Origin of the sequence: Terrabacter sp. LjRoot27, from assembly GCF_964254175.1 — a bacterium.
Taxonomy (GTDB): domain Bacteria; phylum Actinomycetota; class Actinomycetes; order Actinomycetales; family Dermatophilaceae; genus Terrabacter.
Map to the genome: position 1 here is coordinate 1,237,906 of NZ_CAXUSS020000001.1, position 14,820 is coordinate 1,252,725.

Sequence of the window (14,820 nt, forward strand, 5' to 3'; positions counted from 1 at the left end):
ACCCCGTCGCCCCGAAGCGGGTAAGGATCAGGTCATGGACGAACAGGACCAGCCGACCGCGGAGCACCTGCGTCCCGACGGCGTCGACGACGCCACGGTCGAGGCGCTCGGCAAGCTCTCCGAGGCGCTGGAGGTCGTCGAGGACGCCCGCGGCCACCTCTACGGCTTCCACCGGCTCACGGGGACGGCCGACCTCGCCCTGGGTGAAGCCGTCGACCTCTTCCGCGAGGCCGGCCACACCGAGCTCGCCGACCGGCTCCAGGCCGAGCTCGTCGGGCGCAACGTCGTGCACGGGAGGTGGACCTTCCAGATCGTCGAGGAGTACGACGACGGCTACTTCGCGACGTTCAAGGGCCTCGAGAAGGAGGCGCGCGACGACCTCGTGGGCGGCCGACGCCACCTCTTCGAGGCGGAGATGAAGGAGGACCGGCGCACGCACGGCCGCGTCCACCACGAGGCGGTCCCGCACGACGGCAGCGAGCAGTCCCGGTGACCGAGCCGAGGCTCGCGCGCCGCGAGCGTCCACAGCAGAACCACAGGTTCTGGCTGGCGGCCGGACAGGGCAATCCGAGACGATCGACGGGAACGAATCGAGATCTGACGGCGTTCTTGTCGTTGACCCCTCTCCGTGAAAGGCCCAGCCCCCTGTGAGCACCAGCGTGACGTCCACCTCTCCCACCTCGGTGGAGCAGGCCGACTCGACGTGGACTCCTCCCACGTGGGAGGAGATCGTCGAGCAGCACTCTGCGCGCGTCTACCGCCTGGCCTACCGCCTCACGGGCAACCCGCACGACGCCGAGGACCTGACGCACGACGTCTTCGTCCGCGTCTTCCGGTCGCTGCACTCCTACCAGCCGGGCACCTTCGAGGGCTGGCTGCACCGCATCACGACCAACGTCTTCCTCGACAAGATGCGTCGCAAGCAGCGCATCCGCTTCGACGCCCTGCCCGACGACGCCGCCGGTCGGCTGCCGAGCAACGAGAAGGGCCCGGAGCAGACCTACCACGACGCGCGTTTCGACGACGACGTGCAGCGGGCGCTCGACGCCCTCGCGCCGGAGTTCCGTGCGGCCGTCGTCCTGTGCGACATCGAGGGCCTCAGCTACGAGGAGATCAGCGCGACGCTCGGCGTCAAGCTCGGAACCGTCCGCTCGCGCATCCACCGTGGCCGCGCCCAGCTGCGCGAGGCCCTCGCGCACCGGGCCCCCGAGGTCGCCGCTGCCGCCCGTCCCGCCAAGCCCGAGTCGCGCGCCGCTCGCGCCGGCCTGCGCCTTCCCGGCCGCCGAGTTGCGGCGAGCTCGCGCTGATGGGCCCGGAGGTGATGTCGTGACGCCGCACCTCAAGGGATACGTCCGTGCCTACGTCGACCGCGCCCTGCCGCCGGCGATGCTGCACCTCTACGACAAGCACCTCGTGTGCTGCACGGTCTGCCGCGCCGCGGCCGACCAGGAGCGCCGCATCGTCGCGTCGCTGCGCTCCGACACCGGCGTCCCGATGAGCCTGCGCACCTCCCTCATGGGTCTGGGCGCGGCGCCCTCGGGCGAGCCCCAGCCGGCACCGACCGCGCCGAGCCGCTCGGACGGGCCGCGCATCCCGCTGCCGCCCACCGGCTTCCGTATGCCGTCCGCGCCGTCCTACGACCCCGTGCCCACCGTGCGCCCCACCGCTCCCGCCCTGCACCGCTCACCGATGCGGGCCGCCGTCGTGGCCTCCATCGCGGCAGGGGCGTCGGTCGCCGCTGCGTGGGGCCTGGCGATCTCGCCGGTGCCCGGCTCGCGCACCCCGTCGGTCCGAGGGCCGGTCGCGAGCTTCGGCTCCAGCCCCGTCAGCGCCGTCAACTTCGGTGGCTCCGTGCTGCCCGGCAACCGGGTCGCTCCCGTCACGCGTCAGTCGCAGGGCCTCGACGACATCGCCGGCAACGTGCCCTACTGGGTCGTCACGACCCGCACGTCGGCCCGCACCGCCTCGCTGGCCCTCGGCACGACGTCCGGTCTGGTGGCCCCGGTTCGGGTCACCACCGTCCGTTCGGCACAATCAGGGCCATGAGCGACGAGTCGACGACGCCGGACCCCGATCCGACGGCAGCTCCCGAGCCCAGCGAGCGCACCCAGGCCCACGGCGCCGCAGCGGCGCCCGAGGTGGAGCAGACCGGCATCATCGACCTGCACGACACCCGCGCCATCCCGGCCGGGTCACCGGCTCCCGCCCCGTCCGCGACGGAGGCGCAGCCTCCCGCGAGCGCGGCGGGCAGCGGCTCCGGCGAATCGGGCGACGACGCGTGGTTCGACGTCTTCGGCGGCGAGCACCCGACCGAGGGGGCCGGGGTCCCTGCCCGGGCCGACGCCGCCTGGGGCAGCGACCGCGCCGACTCCCTCGCCGAGCAGGCGCACCGCTCGGCGTACGCCCCGCCGGCCCCGGCAGCGGATGCGCCCCCGGCGCCCGCCCGACCCGGTGAGGCGCAGGCGAGCGCGGCCACGGCAGCCGGCGCGACGGCATACCTCGGCTCGGTGCCCCATGCACCCGCTGACGGCGACCCCGGCCCTGAGGGTGCCGTGCCGCCCGGGGGAGTCGCCCTGACCGACGCGGCGGCTCCACCCGCGCGCCGCGGCCGCGGCAAGGTGGTCGCGGCCGTCGTCGGGCTGTGCCTGCTCTCCGGCGTCATCGGCGGCATCGCCGGCCAGGTCGCCGAGGACCGCATCAACGTCGCCGGCTCGACGCTGCCCGATCCCGGGCCCGGAGCCACGCAGCGGCCGGCCGGCTCGGTCGCCAACATCGCCGCCGTGGCGCTCCCGAGCGTCGTGACCATCAAGGTCGACGGCGGCAGCGAGGGGTCGGCGACGGGCTCCGGCTTCGTCATCGACGCCAAGGGCCACGTCCTGACGAACAACCACGTCGTCGAGCCCGGCGTCAACGGCGACATCGAGATCGTGCTGAGCAACGGCGACACCGAGAAGGCGACGATCGTCGGGCGCGACGCGAGCTACGACCTCGCCGTGCTCAAGATCGACCGCACCGACCTCAAGCCCCTGACGCTCGGCGCGTCCGACCAGGTCGTCGTCGGCGACCAGGTCATCGCCGTCGGTGCGCCGCTCGGTCTCGACCAGACCGTGACCACGGGGATCGTCAGCGCGCTCAACCGGCCCGTGCAGCCGGGCGACCCCGGTGAGTCGTCCTACATCAACGCCATCCAGACCGACGCGGCCATCAACCCCGGCAACTCCGGCGGCCCGCTCCTCGACATGACGGGCAAGGTCATCGGGGTCAACAGCGCCATCGCCCGCGTGCCGGGCACGAGCGGGTCGAGCGGCGGCAGCATCGGTCTCGGCTTCGCGATCCCCAGCGACCAGGCGAGGCGCACGGCCGACCAGCTCATCGCGACCGGCAAGGCGACCCACCCGGTCATCGGCGTCAAGCTCAGCCGCACCTTCGCCGGTGACGGCGCCCAGGTCGTCGACGAACCCGACGCCGTGACCTCCGGGGGACCGGCCGCCAAGGCCGGCGTCAAGGCGGGGGACGTCATCGTCGGCTTCGAGGGCAAGCGCATCCGCACCCCCGACCAGCTCATCGTCTCGATCCGCGCGCGGGCCGTCGGCGACACCGTGAGCCTCAAGGTCGAGCGTGACGGCAAGGAGCTCGAGCTGCAGATGACGCTGGAAGCGGATCCGGCCAGCTAGAGCACGAGGCGCCACCGTAGGATGGCGCAGCCGGTACGCGTGGAAGCGAGGGACTGTGTTCGACATCAACGGGTGGGAGCTGCTCCTGCTCGGTCTGCTCGCGATCCTCATCCTGGGTCCGGAGCGCCTGCCCGAGTACGCCGCCAAGTTCGGCAAGTTCGTCCGTCAGGCACGCGGCATGGCCGACCGGGCCAAGCAGCAGCTCAAGGACGAGATGGGACCGGAGTTCTCCGACGTCGACTGGCGGGCCTACGACCCGCGCCAGTACGACCCCCGCAAGATCGTGCGCGACGCGCTCTCGGCGCCTCCCGACGAGGACGACCAGCCGTCGCCCGTCGTCGACAAGCCGGTGAGCACCCCGCGGGGCCACGACCCGTCGGTCCCGACGCCCTGGGACAGCGAAGCCACGTGAATCTCTGACCCAGAGGTATCTCTGTCGGAGGTCGGGGTTATCGTCACTGCTTGATGCCTGCTGATCCTGCCTCGCCACCGCCCGCCTCGGTCCGGTCCCTCTGGCGCCTGCGCGGCTACCTGCGCCCGCACCGCTGGGCCCTCGTCGTCATGTTCGCCGCGTCGCTCGCCGGCGTCGGCCTCTCCATCGCCATCCCGCTCGTGACGCGGGCCATCATCGACGGGCCGATCACGAGCCACGAGCTCGCGCCGGTGCTGCCGCTCGGCCTGCTCGCCCTCGCCCTCGGCGTGCTCGAGGCCGTCCTCATCTTCGTGCGCCGGTGGGTGCAGTCCAACGCCGTGCTCGGGCTCGAGACGGAGCTGCGCCGCGACCTCTACGAGCGGCTCCAGGCGCTGCCGATGAGCTTCCACACCCGGTGGCAGTCGGGGCAGCTGCTCTCCCGGGCGACGACCGACCTCTCGGCCATCCGACGGTTCAGCGGCTTCGGCCTGCTCTTCCTCGTCGTCAACGTCCTGCAGGTCACCGCCGTCACGATCGTGCTCCTGACGATGTACTGGCCGCTCGGGCTCGTCGTCGCCGCGACGGCGGTGCCGATCACCTGGCTCTCGATGCGCTTCGAGAAGGCGTACGTCGTCGTCTCCCGCCGGGTCCAGGACCAGCAGGGCGACCTCGCGACCCAGGCGGAGGAGGGCGCGGTCGGCATCCGCGTCATCAAGTCGTTCGGTCGCAGCGACCACATGGCCCGTCGCTACGACGAGGCGGCGCTCGAGCTGCGGGCGACGAGCCTCGACAAGGTGCGCCTCTCGGCGAAGTTCTGGACCTTCCTCGAGATCATCCCCAACCTCGCCGTCGTCGTCGTGCTCCTGCTCGGCGCCATCGGTGTCGGCCACGGAGACCTGACGCCGGGCGAGCTCGTCGCCTTCATCACCCTGATGCTCTCGCTCGTGTGGCCCGTCTCGTCCCTCGGCGTCATCCTCGCCATGGCCCAGGAGGCCATGACCGCGGCCGCACGCGTCCTCGAGATCTTCGACACCGAGCCCGACATCGTCTCCGGCCCGCACGAGGTCCGCGCGCGCCGCGGTCACCTGCGCTTCGAGCACGTCGACTTCGCCTTCCCCGACGCACCCGACCAGCCGGTGCTGCGCGACGTCAACCTCGACGTCCCTCCCGGCGAGACCCTCGCGCTCGTCGGTGCCACCGGGTCGGGCAAGACCGCCCTCACCGCCCTCGTCCCGCGCCTCTTCGACGTCACCGGCGGACGCATCACCATCGACGGCGTCGACGTGCGCGACCTCGAGCTCGCCGCCCTGCGCAGCCTCGTCGCGACCGCCTTCGAGGAGCCGACCCTCTCCTCGATGAGCGCCCGCGAGAACGTCACCCTCGGCCGCGCCGACGCTCCCGACGACGACGTGCTCGCGGCTCTCGAGATCGCCCAGGCCGGCTTCGTCCACGACCTGCCGTGGGGCCTCGACACCCGCATCGGCGAGCAGGGGCTGTCCCTGTCCGGCGGCCAGCGCCAGCGCCTCGCCCTGGCCCGCGCCGTGCTCTCGCGGCCGGCGGTCCTCGTCCTCGACGACACCCTGTCCGCGCTCGACGTGCACACCGAGAAGCTCGTCGAGGAGGCGCTCTCGAGCGTGCTCTCCGAGACCACCGGCCTCGTCGTGGCCCACCGCGCCTCGACCGTCATGCTCGCCGACCGGGTCGCCCTGCTCGAGCACGGGACCATCACCCACGTCGGCACCCACCGCGAGCTGCTCGACGGCGTCCCGGCCTACCGCGAGCTGCTCGCCGCCGACGCCGCCGACGCCGTCGACGACGTGGGGGCCGGCTCCGGTGACTCCACGAGCGACACGATCGAGGAGGTGCGGGCATGACCGCCCCGACCCAGCAGTGGCGCGGCGTCGCCGCCGACGACATCCTGGGTGAGCTGACGGCCGAGACCTCGGCCCGGCTCGCCGGCCGCTCCCGGCGGCTGCTGCGCGACGTGCTCCGGCCGTGGCGCGGCGCCCTCTGGTGGCTCATGGTCGTCGTCGTCATCGAGAACGCCGCCCGCCTGTCGATCCCGTACCTCGTCAAGGAGGGCATCGACACCGGCATCCCGCCGATCCGCGAGTCCGGTGACCTCGGCCCGCTGCTGCTCGTCGTCGGACTCGTCCTCGTCGCGACCGTCACCCAGGCGATCTCCCGCAACCTCTTCCTCGTCCGGTCCGGCGTCATCGGCCAGGACATCCTCCTGTCGATCCGTCGGCGGGTCTTCCGGCACTTCCAGCACCTGAGCCCGGCGTTCCACGACCGCTACACGTCCGGACGCGTCATCTCCCGGCAGACCTCCGACGTCGACGCCATCTACGAGATGCTCGAGACCGGGTTCGACGGCCTCGTCACGGCCGCGCTGACCCTCGTGGGCACGTCGGTGCTGCTGCTCGTCCTCGACGTCAAGCTCGGCCTCGTGGCGCTGCTCTGCGGACCCGCCCTCGCGCTGCTGACCAACTGGTTCCGCAAGGAGTCGGCCAAGAGCTACCGCGCGACCCGCGAGAACGTCGCGCTCGTCATCGTCCACTTCGTCGAGTCGATGAACGGCATCCGGGCCGTCCAGGCCTTCCGCCGCGAGCCGCGCAACCAGGCGATCTTCGAGGACGTCAACGACCAGTACCGCCGGGCCAACCTCGTCGCGTTCCGGCTCGTCGCGTGGTTCATGCCGGGCATCCGGCTCATCGGCAACGTGACGATCGCCGTCGTCCTGCTCTACGGCGGCTACCTCGCCTACCACGGTGAGGTCACCGTCGGGGTCCTCGCGGCGTTCCTGCTCTACCTGCGCCAGTTCTTCGAGCCGATGATGGAGATCTCGCAGTTCTACAACACCTTCCAGTCGGCGTCGGCCGCTCTCGAGAAGCTCTCCGGGGTGCTCGAGGAGGTGCCCGACGTCCCCGTGCCCACCGACCCCCTGCCGCTCACTGCGGCCCGCGGCGAGGTCCGCTTCGACGACGTCCGCTTCGAGTACGTCCCCGGCACCGCGGTGCTCCCCGGCCTCGACCTCACCGTGCCGGCCGGCCAGACGCTCGCGCTCGTCGGCACGACCGGGGCGGGCAAGACCACCGTCGCCAAGCTGGCGACCCGCTTCTACGACCCGACCGCCGGGACGGTGACCCTCGACGGGATCGACCTGACGCGGCTCGCGGCCGACGACCTGCACCGCGCCGTCATCATGGTGACCCAGGAGAACTACCTCTTCAGCGGCACCGTCGCCGACAACATCCGCTTCGGCCGTCCCGACGCCACCGACGACGAGGTCGAGGCTGCGGCCCGCTCGATCGGCGCCCACGACTTCATCACGGCCCTGCCGGAGGGGTATGCCACGCCGGTCTCCAACCGGGGTGGGCTGCTCAGCGCCGGCCAGCGCCAGCTCGTCGCCTTCGCGCGGGCCTTCCTCGCCGACCCGGCGGTGCTCATCCTCGACGAGGCGACCTCGTCGCTCGACGTCCCCTCGGAGCGGCTCGTGCAGCAGGCGCTCGGCACGATCCTCGCCGGGCGCACCGCCATCGTCATCGCGCACCGGCTCTCGACGGTCGAGATCGCCGACCGGGTGCTCGTGCTCGAGCACGGCCGCATCGTCGAGGACGGCGCGCCGAGCGAGCTCTTCGCGGCCGGTGACGGCCGCTACTCGGACCTGCACCGCGCCTGGGTCGACTCCCTCGCCTGACCCGAGCCAAGACCCGAGTCGGGCGGCAGGAGTCGGTCCGCCCGAGCCCGACCCTCTCGCGCCGATCCACCGCGTCGAACGCGGCGTTCGGTCGCGAACCCACTGCTCTACCACCGCTTTCGCCACCGAACGCAGCGTTCGCTGGCGAAAGCGGTGGTCCGGGGACCTGAGTCGGCCGTGGTCGGCCGTGGTCGGCCGTGGCTGCGCGTCGGTCAGCGGCCGGCCGGGGTGAGGCCGAGCGAGCGGCCGGCGAGGCCGCGGGCGCGCGAACCGAGGTTGCGGGCGATGCCACGCAGCGCGACGGCCGCAGCGCTGTCGGGCTCGCCGAGGACGACCGGCGTGCCGTTGTCGCCGCCCTCGCGCAGGCGCGTGTCGAGGGGGATCTGGCCGAGCAGCTCGACGGGGGCGCCGATGCTCTTCGTCAGCGAGTCGGCGACCGCCTGACCGCCGCCGGAGCCGAAGATCTCCTGGCGGGTGCCGTCCGGCAGCTCGAGCCAGCTCATGTTCTCGATGACGCCGACGACACGCTGGTGGGTCTGCAGGGCGATCGAGCCGGCCCGCTCGGCCACCTCGGCGGCGGCCTGCTGCGGGGTCGTCACGACGAGGATCTCGGCCGTCGGGATGAGCTGGGCGACCGAGATCGCGATGTCACCGGTGCCGGGCGGCAGGTCGAGCAGGAGGACGTCGAGGTCGCCCCAGAAGACGTCGCCGAGGAACTGCTGGAGCGCCCGGTGCAGCATCGGGCCACGCCACACGACGGGCTGGTTGCCGGGCACGAACATGCCGATCGAGATGACCTTCACGTCGTGGCTGATGGGCGGCAGGATCATGTCGTCGACCTGCGTGGGCCGCTGCTCGACACCGAGCATGCGCGGCACCGAGAAGCCGTAGACGTCGGCGTCGACGACGCCCACGCGCAGGCCCTGCTCGGCCATCGCGGCGGCGAGGTTGACGGTCACGGACGACTTGCCGACGCCGCCCTTGCCGGAGGCGACGGCATACACCCGCGTCAGGCTGTTGGGCTTGGCGAAGGGGATCTCCTTCTCCGGGGCACCACCGCGCAGCTGCGAGCGCAGCTCGGCGCGCTGCTCGTCGCTCATGACGTCGAGCTCGACCTCGACCGAGGTCACGCCGTCGAGGGCGAGGAGGGCGTTGCTGGAGTCCTTGGTCAGGGTCTCCTTCATGGGGCAGCCCGACACGGTGAGGAAGATCGCGAGGTCGACCTTGCCGGCGTCGTCGATCTCGACCGACTTGACCATGCCGAGCTCGGTGATCGGCTTGCGGATCTCGGGGTCGTTGACCTTCGACAGCGCCGTGAGCATGGCGTCACGGCTGGGCAGTGCGGCGACAGACATGTGTTCCATCGTATGCCGCCGTGCGGGGCGCCCCGACCACGGCCGGGGTGCGCTCGCTCACGGTCAGTGCCGGTTGTCCCTGGGCTCGTCGTCGGCGCTGCGGACGATCCCGCGGTCCTCCATCTCCTCGAGCAGCGAACGCAGCTCGGAGCGCACGAAGTCACGGGTGGCCTGCTCCCGCAGGGCGAGGCGCAGCGAGGCCACCTCGCGCGTCAGGAACTCGGTGTCGGCGAGGTTGCGCTCGTCACGGGCCCGGTCCTGCTCCAGGGCCACGCGGTCGCGGTCGGCCTGGCGGTTCTGCGCGAGGAGGATGAGCGGGGCGGCATACGACGCCTGGAGGCTCAGCATGAGCGTCAGGAAGATGAACGGGAACTCGTCGAAGACGAGCGACGGTGGCGCGAGGACGTTCCAGGCGATCCACGCGGCGACGAAGACCGTCATGCCGATGAGGAACTGGGCCGTGCCCATGAAGCGCGCGAACTGCTCCGACAGGACGCCGAACGCCTCCTGGGTCAGGGTGATCCGCGGCAGCACCCGGGCGCGCTTCTCCTGGGGCTGGTCGAGCTTGTCGCCGCGGACCGCCCGCGCGCCCGTGCGACGCTCGGCGCGCTCGCTCACGGCTTCACCCCCAGCTCGTGCCGCTCCTCACGCCAGTCCTCCGGGAGGATGTGGTCGAGCACGTCGTCGACGGTGACCGCTCCGATGAGGCGTCCGTCGTCGTCGACGACGGGCAGCGAGACGAGGTTGTAGGTGGCGAGCGTCCGCGTCACCGTCTCGAGCGTGGCCGTCGCGACGACCGGCTCGATCTCCTTGTCGATGATCGACCCGACGGCGCCGTGCGGCGGCTCGCGCAGCAGGCGCTGGATGTGCACGAGGCCGAGGTAGCGGCCGGTCGGAGCCTCGAGGGGCGGGCGGCAGACGTAGACCATCGAGGCGAGCGCGGGGGCGAGCTCCTCACGGCGCACCGTCGCGAGGGCCTCGGCGATGGTCGCCTCGGGACCGAGGATGACCGGCTCGGTCGTCATCATGCCGCCGGCGGTCTTCTCGTCGTAGGCGAGGAGACGACGCAGGGGAGCGGCCTCGTCGGGCTCCATGAGCTGGAGCAGCTCCTCGGCCTGCTCGGGTGGCAGGTCGGCGAGCAGGTCGGCGGCGTCGTCGGGCTCCATCGCCTCGAGGACGTCGGCCGCGCGCTCGTTGGCGAGGCCGGCCAGGATCTCGACCTGGTCGTCCTCCGGCAGCTCCTCGAGGACGTCGGCGAGCCGCTCGTCGTCGAGGGCGGCGGCCACCTCGGCGCGGCGCTTGGGGTTGAGGTCGTGGATGACCTCGGCGAGGTCGGCGACCTTGAGGTCGTCGTAGGTCTCGAGGAGGCGCTCGGCGCTCTGGGCGCCCGCCTGCTCGTGCAGGCCCACGACGTCGCGGATGTCGACGAGCATCGTCTTGCCCGACCGGCGACGCGTCAGCCGGGACATCGCCTTCGACGCCGACGAGACCCCGGCCGGCGCCTGCCGGACGAAGACGCGCGTGCCGATCCAGTCACGGCGCGGACCCTGCTCGATGGCGAGGTCCTCGACGAGCGCGTCGGCGAAGCCGGCCTCGACGGCCTCGGGCGTCGTGACGCGGACGGTGCGGTCGAAGAGCTCGGCGGCGACGAGCACCTCGTTGGTGCGCTGCTCGAAGCGGCGCATGTTGACCAGGCCCGTCGTGATGACGGCGCCGGCGTCGATCGAGGTCACCCGGGTCATCGGCACGAACACGCGGCGGCGACCCGGCACCTCGACGACGAGTCCGATGACGCGCGGCTCGGGCCGGTTGACCGAGAACATCACGACGACGTCGCGGACGCGCCCGACCTGGTCACCGAGCGGGTCGAAGACGCTCAGTCCGGTCAGGCGCGCGACGAAGACGCGGGTGCTCGCACTCATGGGGCAAGGCTATGGGGTCAGCGACCGCGGCGACGGGTGCCACGTCGCTGGCGCTTCTTGCGCAGCTTCGCCCGCTCCTTCGCGGCGCGACGACCGGCCTTGGCCTCGTCCCGCGCGCGCTTGCGCTCGGCCTTCTCCTCACCGCGCCCGCCCCAGTGCCACGGGCGCCACGACGTCGTCGTCGCGGCGGTGCGGGCCGGGGGCTCGCGGTGGTCGTGGGCGGCATACGCGCCGGGCGACTCGAGCGGGCTGTCGAAGGGCACGAGCGCGGTGACGGTGCACTCCGCTGCCCAGCGGGTCAGCGAGTCGTCGACCGAGTTGAGCCGCGACGCGCGGAGCAGCTCGGCAGCGCGCTGCCACTCGGGGGTGCCGGGCTCGAGGACGTGGACGTGCGCGCGCACGGTGAGCAGGCGGCCCCCGGTGTCCTTGCTGCGCAGGATGACCCTGACCTCCTTGGGCAGCCAGGGGAGCGGCTGCTCGCCCGGTCCGCTCACGACGAGGGCGGCGCCGTCGTCCCACACGTGCCAGGCCGGCCACGTGCGGTCGTCGGCGACCTCGATCCAGAGCAGGCCGGACTTGGCCATCGCCTCGCCGAGCAGGGCCGTGGCAGAGGCAGCGGCCGTCGCGGACTGCGGGTCGGTCTGCCCGGTGGCCGCAGAGGTCACCTGCTCGGCCCCTCGGTCGGTCCCCGTCTCGCCCGCCTTCTCGGCCACGGGCTCGGTCGCACGCTCGGTCACACCGCCACCTTAGTGATCCCGCCCTCATCGGCGACGTGCGTGACTGTCGTCATAACGCGGGCCGTCCGGCCGTTGCTACGTTGGCGCCCATGCGCAGCGCCAAGGACTTCTTCCGGCCGCTCGCGGTGGGGGCGCCGACGCCCCTGACGCAGGTGCCGGCCCGCCCGTCACGGGTCATCCACTTCTTCGACCCGAGCAACCCGAAGATGGCGGCCAAGGTGCCCGACCTCGTCGGCACCGTCGACGTGCTCCTCGGCAACCTCGAGGACGCCGTCAAGGCCGACCGCAAGGAGGCGGCCCGCGCCGGGCTCGTCGACATCGCGAAGGCCACCGACTTCGGCGAGAACACCCAGCTCTGGACGCGCATCAACGCGCTCGACAGCCCGTGGGCCCTCGACGACCTGACGACGCTCGTCACCGAGATCGGCGGCAAGCTCGACGTCGTCATGGTCCCGAAGGTCCAGGGCGCCGAGGACATCCACTACGTCGACCGGCTCCTGGCCCAGCTCGAGGCCAAGGCCGGGCTGACCCGTCCGATCCTCGTCCACGCCATCCTCGAGACGGCGCGCGGCATGGTCAACGTCGAGGAGATCTGCGGGGCCTCGCCGCGCATGCAAGGGCTCTCGCTGGGGCCGGCCGACCTCGCTGCCGACCGCCGGATGAAGACGACACGCGTCGGTGGCGGCCACCCCGGCTACCTCGTGCGCACCGACCCCGTCGACGGGGACGTCACCGGCCCGCGAGCGACGGCGCAGCAGGATCTCTGGCACTACACGATCGCCCGCATGGTCGACGCGTGCGCGATGCACGGGATCTACCCCTACTACGGCCCCTTCGGCGACATCCAGGACGTCGTCGCCTGCGAGGACCAGTTCCGCAACGCCTTCCTCCTCGGCTGCGTCGGCACGTGGTCGCTGCACCCCGTGCAGATCGAGATCGCCAAGCGCGTCTTCAGCCCGTCGGCCGACGACGTCGCCCACGCGCGCCGCGTCGTCGCCGCGATGGGTGACGGCACGGGCGCCGTGATGCTCGACGGCAAGATGGAGGACGACGCCAGCCTCAAGCAGTGCCTCGTCATCGTCGAGCTCGCCGAGCGGCTCGCGCGCACCGACCCCGCGCTCGCCGAGCTGTATGCCGCCGAGCCCGCCTCGCAGGAAGACTGACTCCCGTGACCGCCTCGTCCACGGCATACCGTCCCCGCCGCTCGGTGCTCTACATGCCGAGCTCCAACGAGCGTGCGCTGGAGAAGGCGAAGACCCTTCCCGTCGACGCGCTCATCCTCGACCTCGAGGACGCCGTCGCCCCTGACGCGAAGGAGGCGGCGCGCGAGAAGGCTTGTGCCGCAGCCCAGTCCGGAGAGTACGGCCGTCGCGAGCTGACGATCAGGGTCAACGGCCTGGGGTCGCAGTGGCACGACGCCGACCTCGCGGCTGCCGCAGCGGCCGGCCCGGACGCGATCGTCGTGCCCAAGGTCGGCTCGGCCGACGAGGTGCGCGCCCTGGTCGCCGCGATGGAGGCCGCGGGCGCCCCGCAGCACACGCGGCTCTGGGCCATGGTCGAGACGCCGGTGGCCGTGCTGCACGCCGAGGAGATCACGCGCGCGTCCGACCGCCTCGCCTGTCTCGTGCTCGGCACCAACGACCTCTACAAGGAGCTCGGGGCGAGCTTCGCCCCCGGCCGCGCCGCGATCCAGACCTCGCTCCAGCTCGCGGTCCTCGCGGCCCGCGCCGCCGGGGTGGCCGTCCTCGACGGGGTCTACAACGACGTCTCGGACGCCGAGGGCTTCCTCGCCGAGGCGCACCAGGGCCGGGAGATGGGCTTCGACGGCAAGACCCTCATCCACCCGGGGCAGGTCGGGCCGTGCAACGACGTCTTCGCGCCGAGCGCCGCGCAGGTCGAGCAGGCGCGGGCGGTCATCGCCGCCTTCGAGACCGCGCAGGCCGAGGGCAAGGGCGTCGTCATCCTCGACGGGAGGCTCATCGAGAGTCTCCACGTCGACACGGCGCAGAAGGTGCTCGCGACCGCCGACGCCATCGCCGCGCTGACCTGATCTGACCGGCCGGGGGAGACGCCGACGTCGAAAACGGGGTGTGGTCTCGCTCGGTGACCGTGTTGGATCGGGGCATGGCGGTCGAGCTGGTCACACCGGGAGTCGAGGGCCTCGTCGAGGCGGTGCGCGTGCTGCGCGGGTGGCAGCAGGACGGGATGCCGGTCCAGCTGCACCCCGGCGACCTCGGCTGGAACTGGAGCCTCGGCGCCGCGACGACCGCCGCGGCGGTCCGCACGTGGAGCCGCGACGGGAGCCTCGTCGCACTCGGGTTCCTCGACGAGCCGCGCGTGCTGCGGATGGCGGTCGCGCCCGAGGCGGGTGACGACGACGAGCTCGCGCGGCAGCTGGTCGCCGACGTGGCGCGTCCCGAGCGTGGAGTGCTCCCGGCCGGTGAGGCGTCGGTCGAGGCGCGGTACGGCGACGCCTTCCGCGCGAGCCTGGCCGCCGACGGGTGGACCGACAGCGAGCCGTGGACGCCGCTTGTCCGTGACCTCACCGAGCCCGTGGAGGACTGCGGACTGCGGATCGAGGTCGTCGGACCGGACCCGGCGCCGGAGCGGCTCCGGGACCGTGTGGCCGTGCAGCGTGCGTCGTTCGAGACCTCGACGTTCACCGAGGAGCGCTGGCGGACCATGGCGTCCGGGCCTGCCTATCGCGACGCGCGGTGCCTCGTCGGTTACGACCAGTCCGGGGCGGCGGTCGCGACGGCCACGGTGTGGTCGGCCGGCCGGGGCCGTCCCGGTCTCATCGAGCCGCTGGGAGCGCACCGCGACCACCGCGGCCGCGGCCACGGACGGGCGATCACGCTCGCGTGCGCGGCGGCGCTCCGGGACCTCGGCTCGTCGAGCGCCCTCGTCTGCACGCCGAGCGCCAACGTCGGCGGTGTCGCGGCGTACCTCTCGGCCGGCTTCCACCGCCACCCGGACGCGCACGACCTGCACCGCGCCGATTGAGGCCCTCCGCGCGCACC

General features: G+C 72.5%; 14 protein-coding genes. 10 read left to right on the forward strand and 4 right to left on the reverse strand.

Annotation, left to right across the window (positions count from 1 at the left end):
• Nucleotides 1-34 precede the first annotated feature (34 nt).
• The 7 genes from ACSQ2D_RS05825 to ACSQ2D_RS05855 all read left to right on the forward strand — a co-directional run bounded on the left by ACSQ2D_RS05825 (nt 35) and on the right by ACSQ2D_RS05855 (nt 7,786).
• Entirely contained in the window at nt 35-493 is a 459-nt protein-coding gene (locus tag ACSQ2D_RS05825; RefSeq protein WP_435985036.1) for a hypothetical protein, read from the forward strand.
• Between the two features lie 166 nt (nt 494-659).
• Nucleotides 660-1,307, forward strand: coding sequence for an RNA polymerase sigma factor SigE (sigE, locus tag ACSQ2D_RS05830; protein ID WP_156415385.1), 648 nt, complete (start codon nt 660-662; stop codon nt 1,305-1,307).
• 19 nt (nt 1,308-1,326) lie between these two features.
• Complete coding sequence (locus ACSQ2D_RS05835; RefSeq protein ID WP_435985037.1) at nt 1,327-2,046, forward strand: hypothetical protein; 720 nt, start codon at nt 1,327-1,329, stop codon at nt 2,044-2,046.
• Nucleotides 2,043-3,674, forward strand: a complete 1,632-nt coding sequence (locus ACSQ2D_RS05840) for a trypsin-like peptidase domain-containing protein (RefSeq protein WP_435985038.1) — start codon at nt 2,043-2,045, stop codon at nt 3,672-3,674. The genes ACSQ2D_RS05835 and ACSQ2D_RS05840 overlap by 4 nt, the downstream gene beginning before the upstream one ends.
• A 55-nt stretch (nt 3,675-3,729) precedes the next feature.
• Complete coding sequence (locus ACSQ2D_RS05845) at nt 3,730-4,086, forward strand: twin-arginine translocase TatA/TatE family subunit (protein ID WP_020143116.1); 357 nt, start codon at nt 3,730-3,732, stop codon at nt 4,084-4,086.
• 53 nt (nt 4,087-4,139) lie between these two features.
• Complete coding sequence (locus ACSQ2D_RS05850; RefSeq protein ID WP_435985039.1) at nt 4,140-5,960, forward strand: ABC transporter ATP-binding protein; 1,821 nt, start codon at nt 4,140-4,142, stop codon at nt 5,958-5,960.
• Nucleotides 5,957-7,786, forward strand: a complete 1,830-nt coding sequence (locus tag ACSQ2D_RS05855; RefSeq protein ID WP_435985040.1) for an ABC transporter ATP-binding protein — start codon at nt 5,957-5,959, stop codon at nt 7,784-7,786. The genes ACSQ2D_RS05850 and ACSQ2D_RS05855 overlap by 4 nt, the downstream gene beginning before the upstream one ends.
• 212 nt (nt 7,787-7,998) lie before the next feature.
• Here ACSQ2D_RS05855 and ACSQ2D_RS05860 read toward each other — a convergent pair whose 3' ends face one another.
• The 4 genes from ACSQ2D_RS05860 to ACSQ2D_RS05875 form a co-directional block, all read right to left on the reverse strand.
• On the reverse strand, nt 7,999-9,141 hold the full coding sequence (locus ACSQ2D_RS05860; protein ID WP_435985041.1) for an Mrp/NBP35 family ATP-binding protein: 1,143 nt from the start codon (nt 9,139-9,141) through the stop codon (nt 7,999-8,001).
• Nucleotides 9,142-9,204: 63 nt separating this feature from the next.
• Nucleotides 9,205-9,759, reverse strand: coding sequence for a DUF1003 domain-containing protein (locus ACSQ2D_RS05865; protein ID WP_435985042.1), 555 nt, complete (start codon nt 9,757-9,759; stop codon nt 9,205-9,207).
• A complete protein-coding gene (locus ACSQ2D_RS05870; protein WP_435985043.1) occupies nt 9,756-11,063 on the reverse strand; it encodes a magnesium transporter MgtE N-terminal domain-containing protein in 1,308 nt (435 codons plus the stop codon). The genes ACSQ2D_RS05865 and ACSQ2D_RS05870 overlap by 4 nt, the downstream gene beginning before the upstream one ends.
• Before the next feature lie 17 nt (nt 11,064-11,080).
• A complete protein-coding gene (locus tag ACSQ2D_RS05875; protein ID WP_435985044.1) occupies nt 11,081-11,800 on the reverse strand; it encodes a hypothetical protein in 720 nt (239 codons plus the stop codon).
• 89 nt (nt 11,801-11,889) lie between these two features.
• Here ACSQ2D_RS05875 and ACSQ2D_RS05880 point away from each other — a divergent pair, with 89 nt between their 5' ends.
• The 3 genes from ACSQ2D_RS05880 to ACSQ2D_RS05890 all read left to right on the forward strand — a co-directional run bounded on the left by ACSQ2D_RS05880 (nt 11,890) and on the right by ACSQ2D_RS05890 (nt 14,803).
• The gene (locus tag ACSQ2D_RS05880; RefSeq protein ID WP_435985045.1) at nt 11,890-12,963 is read left to right on the forward strand and encodes an HpcH/HpaI aldolase/citrate lyase family protein; all 1,074 of its coding nucleotides are present in this window, start codon (nt 11,890-11,892) and stop codon (nt 12,961-12,963) included.
• A gap of 5 nt (nt 12,964-12,968) precedes the next feature.
• Nucleotides 12,969-13,850, forward strand: coding sequence for an HpcH/HpaI aldolase/citrate lyase family protein (locus tag ACSQ2D_RS05885; protein WP_435985046.1), 882 nt, complete (start codon nt 12,969-12,971; stop codon nt 13,848-13,850).
• A 74-nt stretch (nt 13,851-13,924) separates the two neighbouring features.
• Nucleotides 13,925-14,803: a GNAT family N-acetyltransferase gene (locus ACSQ2D_RS05890; RefSeq protein WP_435985047.1), complete on the forward strand. Its 879-nt coding sequence runs from the start codon at nt 13,925-13,927 to the stop codon at nt 14,801-14,803.
• The last annotated feature ends 17 nt before the right edge of the window (nt 14,804-14,820 follow it).